This window comes from Streptomyces sp. NPDC102283, assembly GCF_044766265.1.
Lineage (GTDB): Bacteria > Actinomycetota > Actinomycetes > Streptomycetales > Streptomycetaceae > Streptomyces.
Genome location: NZ_JBIWLQ010000010.1, coordinates 327960 through 337947 on the forward strand (window position 1 = coordinate 327960; position 9988 = coordinate 337947).

At 69.6% G+C, this 9988-nt stretch carries 13 protein-coding genes and 1 pseudogene; 9 read left to right on the plus strand and 5 right to left on the minus strand.

Translation table 11 applies throughout. The annotated features are described in order from the left end of the window. Positions 1 to 124: 124 nt before the first annotated feature. The 3 genes from ACIRJT_RS21890 (at position 125) to ACIRJT_RS21900 (ending at position 2448) form a co-directional block, all read left to right on the plus strand. On the plus strand, positions 125 to 1027 hold the full coding sequence (locus ACIRJT_RS21890; protein WP_403911529.1) for an NAD(P)-dependent oxidoreductase: 903 nt from the start codon (positions 125 to 127) through the stop codon (positions 1025 to 1027). Between the two features lie 111 nt (positions 1028 to 1138). Continuing rightward, the gene (locus tag ACIRJT_RS21895) at positions 1139 to 2011 is read left to right on the plus strand and encodes a GyrI-like domain-containing protein (RefSeq protein WP_403911531.1); all 873 of its coding nucleotides are present in this window, start codon (positions 1139 to 1141) and stop codon (positions 2009 to 2011) included. Positions 2012 to 2205: 194 nt separating this feature from the next. Next, a complete protein-coding gene (locus tag ACIRJT_RS21900; RefSeq protein ID WP_403911533.1) occupies positions 2206 to 2448 on the plus strand; it encodes a hypothetical protein in 243 nt (80 codons plus the stop codon). Between the two features lie 73 nt (positions 2449 to 2521). Here ACIRJT_RS21900 and ACIRJT_RS21905 read toward each other — a convergent pair whose 3' ends face one another. Both ACIRJT_RS21905 and ACIRJT_RS21910 read right to left on the minus strand, forming a co-directional pair. Beyond that, the gene (locus ACIRJT_RS21905) at positions 2522 to 2797 is read right to left on the minus strand and encodes a DUF397 domain-containing protein (RefSeq protein ID WP_403911535.1); all 276 of its coding nucleotides are present in this window, start codon (positions 2795 to 2797) and stop codon (positions 2522 to 2524) included. Between the two features lie 89 nt (positions 2798 to 2886). Then, positions 2887 to 3633: pseudogene (locus ACIRJT_RS21910) on the minus strand (Scr1 family TA system antitoxin-like transcriptional regulator); the annotation flags it as partial. 113 nt (positions 3634 to 3746) lie between these two features. Here ACIRJT_RS21910 and ACIRJT_RS21915 point away from each other — a divergent pair. Both ACIRJT_RS21915 and ACIRJT_RS21920 read left to right on the plus strand, forming a co-directional pair. Next, entirely contained in the window at positions 3747 to 4160 is a 414-nt protein-coding gene (locus ACIRJT_RS21915) for an ATP-binding protein (protein WP_403911537.1), read from the plus strand. A gap of 82 nt (positions 4161 to 4242) precedes the next feature. Beyond that, entirely contained in the window at positions 4243 to 5226 is a 984-nt protein-coding gene (locus tag ACIRJT_RS21920; protein WP_403911539.1) for an NAD(P)/FAD-dependent oxidoreductase, read from the plus strand. A 21-nt stretch (positions 5227 to 5247) separates the two neighbouring features. Here the strand turns inward: ACIRJT_RS21920 and ACIRJT_RS21925 are convergent, their stop codons facing one another. Then, positions 5248 to 5418, minus strand: a complete 171-nt coding sequence (locus tag ACIRJT_RS21925) for a hypothetical protein (protein WP_371626110.1) — start codon at positions 5416 to 5418, stop codon at positions 5248 to 5250. 345 nt (positions 5419 to 5763) lie between these two features. Here ACIRJT_RS21925 and ACIRJT_RS21930 point away from each other — a divergent pair, with 345 nt between their 5' ends. Both ACIRJT_RS21930 and ACIRJT_RS21935 read left to right on the plus strand, forming a co-directional pair. Then, positions 5764 to 6030, plus strand: a complete 267-nt coding sequence (locus tag ACIRJT_RS21930; RefSeq protein WP_018960114.1) for a GlsB/YeaQ/YmgE family stress response membrane protein — start codon at positions 5764 to 5766, stop codon at positions 6028 to 6030. Between the two features lie 144 nt (positions 6031 to 6174). Further along, positions 6175 to 7698: a catalase gene (locus ACIRJT_RS21935; protein ID WP_403911542.1), complete on the plus strand. Its 1524-nt coding sequence runs from the start codon at positions 6175 to 6177 to the stop codon at positions 7696 to 7698. A gap of 48 nt (positions 7699 to 7746) precedes the next feature. Here the strand turns inward: ACIRJT_RS21935 and ACIRJT_RS21940 are convergent, their stop codons facing one another. Then, entirely contained in the window at positions 7747 to 8220 is a 474-nt protein-coding gene (locus tag ACIRJT_RS21940) for an NUDIX hydrolase (RefSeq protein ID WP_403911544.1), read from the minus strand. Between the two features lie 114 nt (positions 8221 to 8334). Continuing rightward, positions 8335 to 8742, minus strand: a complete 408-nt coding sequence (locus ACIRJT_RS21945; RefSeq protein WP_403911546.1) for a RidA family protein — start codon at positions 8740 to 8742, stop codon at positions 8335 to 8337. A gap of 80 nt (positions 8743 to 8822) precedes the next feature. On the opposite strand from ACIRJT_RS21945, the gene ACIRJT_RS21950 reads away from it, so the two are divergent. After that, on the plus strand, positions 8823 to 9473 hold the full coding sequence (locus tag ACIRJT_RS21950; protein ID WP_403911547.1) for a TetR/AcrR family transcriptional regulator: 651 nt from the start codon (positions 8823 to 8825) through the stop codon (positions 9471 to 9473). 203 nt (positions 9474 to 9676) lie between these two features. Next, positions 9677 to 9931: a hypothetical protein gene (locus ACIRJT_RS21955; RefSeq protein ID WP_403911549.1), complete on the plus strand. Its 255-nt coding sequence runs from the start codon at positions 9677 to 9679 to the stop codon at positions 9929 to 9931. Positions 9932 to 9988: the final 57 nt, after the last annotated feature.

Below are 9988 nucleotides of genomic sequence, written 5' to 3' on the forward strand. Positions count from 1 at the left end.
CGTTCTAGGGCTGTGCTACTTTCTCGTCGTGCTCCGAATGGAGCGATCGTTTTAGTCGGGTGGTCGGGACGGGTAGGGGCAGGTCCTGACTCTCGGTCCTGACCGACCCTGTTGGAGGCAGGCAATGAACAGCGCACCGAGCGCACCGAGCGCGGTCACCGTCGTCGGGCTGGGCCCCATGGGCCGGGCGATGACCGCGGCCTTACTCGACCGCGGATACGCGGTCACCGTCTGGAACCGCACCGCCTCCCGCGCGGACGACCTGGTGGCCCGAGGGGCGACCCTCGCGCAGAGTCCCGCCGACGCCGTCGCGGCGAACGAGGTGGTCGTCATCAGCCTCACGGATTACGCGGCGGTCAACGCCGTACTGGAGCCCGCGACACAGGCCCTGGCCGGCCGGGTCCTGTTCAACCTCACCTCCGCCACGCCGGAGGAGGCCCGCGCCGGAGCGCGCTGGGCGGCCGGGCACGGTGCCGTCCAGCTCACCGGCGGCGTCAACGCGTCGCCCACGGAGATCGGGCAGCCCGAGTCGCACGCCTTCTACAGCGGGCCGCGCGAGGCGTTCGACCGGTACCGGCCGGTGCTCGAAGCCCTGACGGGCCGGGTCGACCACCGGGGCGAGGACCCGGGGCTCGCCGCGCTCCACTACCAGATCGGCATGGTCGTGTTCTGGACCTCGCTGCTGAGCTTCTGGCAGGCGATCGCCCTCGCCCGCGCGAACGGTCTGACAGCGGCCGACATCCTGCCGAGCACCGCCGAGACGGTGAACTCGCTCGCGGGGACCTTCGCCTTCTACGCCGAGCGCATCGACGCCGGAGTGCACCTGGGAGACGTCGACCGCTTGGCCATGGGGCTGGCGAGCGCCGAACACGTCCTGCACACCACCGCCGACGCGGGCATCGACACGGTCCTCCCGGCCGCCGTCGTCGACCTGTTCCGGCGGGGCGTGGAGGCGGGGCACGGCGCGGACAGCTGTTCAGCCCTGGTGGGGCTGATGACGAAGCCCGGGACGTATCCCGCGGCGTAGCCCTTCGTCGGCCGGACCGGCCTGACCGACCCGACCGGCGCGGGCACGGACGGTCGGGTCCGGCACCCTGGTTCCCTCCTACGGTGAACGAGCAAGGGAAGGAGTCAGCCGTTGCTGGAACGACTGAACGACGCGATGGAGCACATCGAGGCACGCCTCGGTGAGCGCATCGAGGCGGCGGAGCTGGCCCGTATCGCGATGACCTCGGAGTACCACTTCCGCCGGATGTTCTCCGCGCTCGCGGGGCTCCCGCTGTCGGAGTACATCCGTCGCCGCCGCATGACGGTCGCGGGCGCCGAGGTGCTCGGCGCCCCCGACCGGACGCTGCTGGACGTGGCGGTGCGGTACGGCTACGACACGGGGGAGGGCTTCGCCCGCGCCTTCCGGGCCGTGCACGGCATCGGGCCCGGCGAGGCCCGGCGCGGCGGTGCGGTTCTGCGGTCGCAGCAACGACTGACCTTCCGACTCGTCGTCGAAGGGAGTACGGCCATGCGGTACAAGCTGGTGGAGAAGGACGCGTTCCGGGTGGTGGGCAGGAGGGCCCGCGTCCCGCTCGTCCACGAGGGGCCGAATCCGGCCATCGCGGAGTTCATCCGGGGGATCGAGCGGGAGGAGCTGGACCGCATCGCGGCCCTCTCGGACCAGGAGCCGGCGGGCATCGTCGGGGTGAGCGACCAGCTCGACCCGAGCCGCGCGGAGGGCACCGAACTCGACTACTACCACGGGGTGGTGAGCGGCGCGGAGCCACCGGAGGATCTGGACGCCCTGGCCGTACCGGCGGGCACCTGGGCGGTCTTCGAGAACGAGGGGCAGTTCCCGCAGGCCCTCCAGTACCTCTGGCGGGACGTGTTCACCCAGTGGTTCCCGTCGAACCCGTACGCCTCCCGCCCCGGCCCGGAGATCCTGCGGGTGCGGCTGACGGAGGAGGGGAAGCGGGCGGAGGCGGAGCTGTGGATCCCGGTGGAGCGGACCGCCGGGGCTTGAGCGGGCCGCACGAAATATGCGGCACGGCAGAGGTTTACGGCCATGGGGCATATGCGATGCCTTAATGGTCCAGACCTATTGTGCGGGCGTGCTCGGCTCGCTAGCTTTCTCCTGGCGGCGCGCGCTGATCGGTTCGGCTCTGTCCATTCACTGATGCACAGTCATGTGTGTTGACTGAAAAGGGAGTTACCGACATGCGTAGACGTATTGCCGCTCTCGCGGTGACCGTGGCGACCGCAGGCGCGATGCTGCTCGGCACCGCCTCGACCGCCTCCGCGACGGGCCCCGGCTTCTGGCTCCGCAGCCACCACGGCAGCCTGGCGGAGTGCCAGGCGGTAGGGAACGCCGGCGCTGACAACGCTCTCTGGAGCCGCGTCTTCATCTGCAACCCGTTCGCGGCCAAGCCGGGCGTGTACGAGCTGTGGGTGCGCTACTGATCCCGTCCGTCCAGACGGAAACCGCCCCGCTTCCGGCCCCGTTGGTGGCCGGGGGCGGGGCGGGCCGACTGCTTCAGAGGGCGGTGCTGCTGCTGCCGTGGACGAAGGCGCTCCAGGCGGCGGGCTCGACGGTGAGGACGGGGCCGTCGGTCACCTTGGAGTCGCGGACGTGGACGGCTGTGGGGTGGGCGGCGACTTCGACGCAGGCTCCGCCGTCACCGTTGCTGTAGCTGGACTTGCGCCAGTGGTAGGCGACTTCGATGCAGTTGCCGCCGTCGCCGTTGCTGTAGCTGGACTTGAACCAGTGGAGGGCTGTGGAGTCGGGGGCGGGGTGTGCTGCGCGGGACATGTCTCTCCAAGCAGTGCGTCAAGCATTGCGTCCAGTAGCCGGGTGCTCTCCGCGACGGTGAGCGCCTGGGAACGCAGCATCCCATACCTCTGCATAAGTGCGCTGACGTCGGCGGGCTCGTCGTACAGCTCTCCGCGCAGTTGGCCGTCGACGTACACGAGCCCGTCGTGGTCGGGCGTCTCCAGCAGGACGAGCGGCCCCGCGAGCCCGGCGTGCCGGGGGGTGTTCCGAGGCATGATCTGGATGGTGACGAACGGCAGATCCATGCAGCGCCGCAGGTGGAGGAGCTGATCCCGCATGACGTCGGGGTCGCCCATCTGGGCGTGCAGGATGCTCTCCTCCAGGATGAAGTGGAGGATCGGCCGGGGCTTGCGCTCCAAAATCTTCTGGCGGCCGAGCCGGTCCGCCACCCGCTTCTCGATCTCGTCCTCTTCGAGTGGCGGGTAGTTGCAGCCGAAGATGAAACGCGCGTACGCCTCGGTCTGCAGCAGTCCCGGAACGAGCTGGGACTCGTACGAGATCAGGCTCACCGCGTCCTGCTCGTACTGCACGAAGTCCTTGACCAGCGCCTGGTAGCGCTCTTTCCGTGGGATCCGCTCCACTGCGACCCGCAACACGCCCTTGGTGTCGAGCAGTTCATCGAGCTGGATGGCCATGTCCAACTGAAGCGCGCGTCGCCCCTGTTCGATCGAGGCGATCGTGTCCTCGCCCACCCCGGCCTGCTCGGCGAGCGCGGCCTGTGTCAGCCCGGCGAGTTTGCGGAGGTGGCGCACCTGCGCTCCGACCAGTTGCCATGAGGTAACTCGCCTGATGCTGCTCTGCTTTCCGTTTTGCATGACGTGGCTCTCCCCGTTCTGGTCCCGCTGTCAACCCGTCAGAACCCGTACAAAAGCTTTTGTACGCCTCTCCGGTCTGCTGAAGCGTAGTTACAGCGTGTGAGCGTGGAAGCGTGAACGAGACAGCTCAACTCCCCTACTTCCGCACCGCCTTGTACTGCCGCGAGCGCAGGTCGATCCCGGTCGTACGCAAGTTCGCCCGTAAGGCGATGGTCGAGTGGGAGTGCGAGAAGCGTTCGGACGATGTGCTGCTCTGCGTAACCGAGCTGGCGACCAACGCCCTCCGACACGGCGTCCCCCCGGGGCGTGGCTTCAAGGCCCACATCTACCTGGAGCGGATCGAGAACACGCTCCGCGTCGAGCTGCACGACAGTGGTGACGGCGAGGTGCGCCCGGCGGACGGTCTGCCGGGGGCCGACGACGAGGGCGGGCGCGGGCTGCTGCTGGTCGCGGCGCTGGCGGACAAGTGGGGAGTGGAGGAGCGGAACCCCCTCAAGACCGTGTGGTGCGAGTTCGCCCTTACGTGACTGCGGCTTGCTGTTTCGGCAAGGATGTTTGTCGTTTCAGCCTGGTCGCGCGCACCATCTCCATCAACCGGAGGTGGTCCGCATGACGAGCAGGAGCGACGACATGAAGCAGCAGCGGTACGACGTGGTGATCGTGGGCGGCGGGGCCGCCGGTCTGAGCGGGGCGCTGACCCTGGCGCGGGCCCGGCGCTCGGTCCTGGTGATCGACGCGGGCGAGCCCCGTCACGCGCCCGCGGCCCATGTGCACAACTACCTGGGCCGCGAGTCGACCCCGCCCGGCGAGCTGCTGGCGATCGGCCGGGGCGAGGCCGCCGGGTACGGGGCGGAGATCGCCGAGGGCCGGGTGGCCTCGGCGGAGAGGCTGCCGGGGGAGCGGGGCTTCCGGGTGGTGACGGAGGACGGCCGGAGCGTCGAGGCGCGCAGGCTGCTGGTGACCACGGGACTCGTCGACGAGCTGCCGTCCGTGCCCGGCCTGGCGGAGCGCTGGGGGCGTGAGGTGCTGCACTGCCCGTACTGCCACGGCCGCGAGGTGGCGGACCGCCCGATCGGCGTACTCGCCACCGGGGCCCTCGCCGTGCACCAGGCGCTGATGTGGCGGCAGTGGAGCGAGGACGTCACCCTCTTCCGCCACACGGGCCCGGAGCCCTCGGACGAGGAGTACGAGCAGCTGGCCGCCCGGGGTGTGGCCGTGGTGGACGGCGAGGTGGCGGGCCTGGAGGTCGAGGACGACCGGCTCACCGGCGTACGGCTGGACGGCGGCCGGGTGATCCCGTGCGAGGCGCTGGTGGTCCAGGCGCGCTTCGTCGCGCGTTCTGCCGTGCTGGAATCGTTGGGGCTCGCCCCGGTGGCGCAGGAGATGGGCGGCGAGGTGATCGGTACGTACATCCCCACCGACCCGACCGGCGCGACCGAGGTCCCCGGAGTCTGGGCGGCGGGCAACGTCACCCGCCTCACCGAACAGGTGATCGGCGCCGCCGCGGCCGGCCTCATGGCTGCGGCGGCGATCAACGGCGACCTGATCACCGAGGACACCCGCGACGCGGTGGAGGCGCGGCGGCGCGGCTGAGCGGTGCGCCGCCACGCGACGTCACGGGATCAGGGCCCCGAGGAGGTCGCGGGCCCATCCGAAGAACGTATGCACCAGCACCGCCAGCAACACCAGGATGCCGAGGATCACGGCGGTGACCCAGGAGCAGCTGCCCCCGGGTCCCGCCGAAGGCTCGTCCCGCCCGCCCAGCTCCGCATCGAACAGATCCATGGCCCGTCCCCGTCCCACCCCGTCGGCATCACCCGGGACCGGGTGACCGGAGCCCCCCGGCTCCGTGGGGTGCAGCCTCGCACGGTCGGACGGCCCACGGGGCGCGTTGCCGTACTCGGGTCGGGGGGGCGAACGTACTCAGCCGGCTCGGCCCACCCCGGGTGCGGGCGACTGCCCGTGCCGGTCCGCGCCCCCGCCCGTCCGGCGTAACGCAGGCAGGTCAATGACGGAGCTCCCGGGTGACGGGCGGGGCCCGGTGGATGTGTGAGTTCCGGTTGAGGGGATACGCGGAGGGTCCGGCGCCACGAGGGCGGCCGGGCGTCGGCAACGTAAAGGGAGATTTCCGTGGGCATCATCGCCTGGATCCTCATCGGCCTGTTCGCGGGGCTCATCGCCAAGGCGCTGACGCCGGGCAAGGACCCGGGGGGCTGCCTGGTCACGATCGTCATCGGCATCGTGGGCGGGCTGCTCGGCGGCTGGCTGGGCAAGGTGATCTTCGGCGTCGACTCGATCGACGGATTCTTCAGCCTGTCGACGTGGATCGCCGCCGTCGTCGGCTCGGTGATCGTCCTGCTCGTCTACCGACTGGTCGCGGGGCAGCGATCGCGCTGACGCGGCAGGGAGGACCGCCGGGAGCGATTCCCCGGCGAGTCAATTCATCCAGGTTTGCCTACATTGGCAGAGGGCCAGTAGGGCAGCCGTAGTAGGAGCCATCGCCGACACGTCCGCGGAAGACAAACAAGAGGAAACGACGACATGACCGACACCTCGCGCAAGCCGACCACCTCCGACTCCGGCGCCCCGGTGGAGAGCGACGAGCATTCGCTCACCGTCGGGCCCGGCGGGCCGATCCTGCTCCAGGATTCCTACCTGATCGAGCAGATGGCCCAGTTCAACCGCGAGCGCATCCCCGAACGCCAGCCGCACGCCAAGGGAAGCGGCGCCTTCGGCACGTTCGAGGTGACCGCGGACGTCTCCCGGTACACGAAGGCCGCGCTCTTCCAGCCGGGCGCGACGACCGACCTGGTCATCAGGTTCTCCACCGTCGCGGGGGAGCGGGGCAGCCCGGACACCTGGCGCGACCCGCGCGGCTTCGCGGTGAAGTTCTACACCAGCGAAGGCAACTACGACATGGTGGGCAACAACACCCCCGTGTTCTTCGTGAAGGACCCGATGAAGTTCCAGCACTTCATCCGGTCGCAGAAGCGCCGCGCGGACAACAACCTCCGCGACCACGACATGCAGTGGGACTTCTGGACCCTCTCGCCCGAATCGGCCCACCAGGTCACCTGGCTGATGGGCGACCGGGGCATCCCGCGGACCTGGCGCCACATGAACGGCTACACCTCGCACACGTACATGTGGATCAACGCCGAGGGCAAGCGGTTCTGGGTGAAATACCACTTCAAGACCGACCAGGGCGTCGAGACGTTCACGCAGCACGAGGCCGACCAGATGGCGGCCGCGGACACGGACTACCACACGCGTGATCTCTTCGAGCACATCCGTGACGGGGAGTTCCCGAGCTGGACGCTGAAGGTCCAGGTCATGCCGTACGAGGACGCGAAGGACTACCGGTTCAACCCGTTCGACCTGACCAAGGTGTGGCCGCACAGCGACTACCCGCTGATCGAGGTCGGCAGGATGACGCTGAACCGCAACCCCACGGACAACCACGCCGAGATCGAGCAGGCGGCCTTCCAGCCGAACAACTTCGTCCCCGGCATCGGCCCGAGCCCGGACCGCATGCTGCTGGCCCGCCTGTTCAGCTACGCGGACTCGCACCGCTACCGCATCGGCGGGAACTACCAGCAGCTCCCCGTCAACGCCCCCGTCGTCCCGGTGCACACGTACTCCAAGGACGGGGCGATGGCGTACCGGAAGACCACCGACCCGGTCTACGCCCCGAACTCCAAGGGCGGCCCGGCGGCCGACACGGAGCGCTACGGCACCCCGCCGAGCTGGTACGCGGACGGCGACATCACCCGTGCCGCCTACGTCGACCACGCGGAGGACGACGACTGGGGCCAGGCGGGCACCATGGTCCGCGAGGTCCTGGACGACGCGGGGCGGGACCGGCTGGTGGACAACATCGTCGGCCACCTGCTGAACGGGGTGACCGAGCCGATTCTCCAGCGGGCGTTCCAGTACTGGACGAACGTGGACGCCACCCTCGGCAAGCGCGTCGAGCAGGGCGTCCGCGCGAAGGCGGGCGAGAAGGACCCGAAGGCGGGCGAGCAGGGCAACCCGGCGCGCTCGTCGATGCAGCACAAGGCCTGAGGCCCGGCCGCCGGCCCGCCCGCAAGGCGGTCGGCGGCCCGCCCTCCCTCAGTGCTGGACGAGCCCGCCGACCGGGACGGGGGCCACGTGCCCGGAGGCCGGAAGCGTCCGCGCCAAGTCGAGCCCGATGTCCACCAGCGACGACCGGCGCAGGCGGGCGACCTCGGGGAGCGGGGTCCACACGGACTCGGCGGTGTCGCCGTTCGGCTCGGGCCGCAGTCGGCCACCGGTGACGCGGACCCGGTAGAAGACGCCGACGTTCTGCAGCTCGGGCGCACCGGGCAGACGGCGCTCACCCGCCGGGATCACCCGGGAATCCACACCGAGCAGGCGCTCGACCACGGCCCGGAGGCCGGTCTCCTCGGCGACCTCCCGGACCACCGCGTCGTACGGGTCCTCCGCATGCTCGACCCGGCCGCCCGGGAGGGTCCAGGTCCTCTCGCCGTCCGGCTCCACGGCGTGGGCCAGCAGCACCCGTCCGTTCTCGATGCACACCGCGTACGCGGCCAGTCGTCGATCCATGCGGGGAGGCTGGTTCCTGTCTCTTCGATCATGACCGGAGTGGACAGTCTTCCACGGGCACCGAAGCGGCTCGGGCGGCTCCCGCCACCGCTCGCCCCGCTCGCAGCGTGACGGCTATTCGATGACAGCAGTTGCTTCGACCTCGACCAGGAGGTCCGGTTCCCCCAGTGCCGCGACCCCCAGCAGAGTGATCGGCTTGACCGGATCGACGCCCAGTTTCGCTGCTGCCCGCCCCACGCCCTCACCCAACAGCGGCATCTTCTCGGGACTCCAGTCGACGACATAGATGGTCAGCTTCGCCACGTCGTCGAAGGAGCCGCCGATCGCGGCCAGAGCGGTGCCGATGTTGAGATAGCACTGCTCGACCTGAGCGGCGAAGTCCCCTTGGCCCACCGGTCGGCCGTCGGCATCGCGGGCGACCTGCCCTGCGAGGAACACCAGCTTCGATCCGGTGGAGACCGACAGCTGCCGGTAGACCTCGGGCTTCGGCAACCCCTCGGGATTGACCAGCGTCACGGACATGAACGGCCTCTTCCTCGTGGCATCGGGAGCGGTGAGATCAGCGCCCATCAAAGCATAACGATGCTATGTATTGTGAGGTCATGGCAAGGACGAAAGATCCGGCGATCCGCTCGCTGCTGCTCGACCGGGCCGCACAGATGCTGCGGGCGAGGCAACCGGTCACCCTGCGCACCCTGGTGGCCGGAACCGGCGTATCGACGATGGCTGTCTACACCTACTTCGGTGGCGTGGACGGCCTCTGGAAGGCGATGCGACAGGAAGGCTTCACGCGCCTGGCCGCCCGACTCGCGACCGTCCAGGACTCCGCGGACCCGGTACGAGACCTCGCCGCACTGGGCGCTGCCTACCTGGCCAACGCCCTGGAGAACCCCGACCTCTACCGCGTGATGTTCGACGCGGGCTTCGACCTCGAAGACGTCGGCGCCGCCGACGAAACCCTGCACCGTCTCGTCCGGGCCATCGAACGCGCCAAGGTGAACGGCCGCTTCCGCGACGAGGTCGAACCGCTGGAACTGGCAACACAGAGCTGGACCATCGGCCACGGGCTCGCGTCCCTCGTCGCCACAGGCCCTCTGCCGCACCAGAATCTTGCTCACGGCGCCCTCATCCTGACCGCGCTGTTCACCGGTGCGGGGGACGAACCCGACCGGTGCCGCCGGTCGGTCGAGCACGGCTGGGGTTGGCCGGAGGCGGCCCGATCCACCTCTCGTGATCGAAGAGACCGGCCCTAGCCTCTGCGGCACGGCGGGCCCCGTGGGCGGGGCTGCCCTGGCGGTCCTCGGCGAATCCCTCGTCCGGGCTCTGTTCACGGGTTGTGGTTCAGCCAGAATCCAGGTTTCGGCAGCACCGGTTCACGGCTTCCAGCAGTTCTCCAACCGGAGCGGGAATCGAACAGCAGGACCTGCACGGGAGGTCCGGGCCGTGAGGAGCCCGGATGCCGCAGGGGCGGAGCGCCCAGAGGCTCGGGCGAAACGCCGTGGTGATCGGCGCTGACGCCATCGTCGATCCCGCCGACGTGGCCTCCGGCAAGATCCCCGTCTACGCGGGTGCGACGTTCCTGGAGGAGTTCGCGACCGAGAGCAGCGCCATCGAACCGATCATGGGCGTGCGTGCCAGGCGTCGCCGAGCAGGCGGGACTTTCGAAACACGCCCTAGTCTTCTGAGTCAGGAATTCTGTTCAGATGTATAGGCTTGGTCTGTGGCGCGTACTGGGCGGCCGAAGGCCGAGTTGATCCTGTCCGACGAG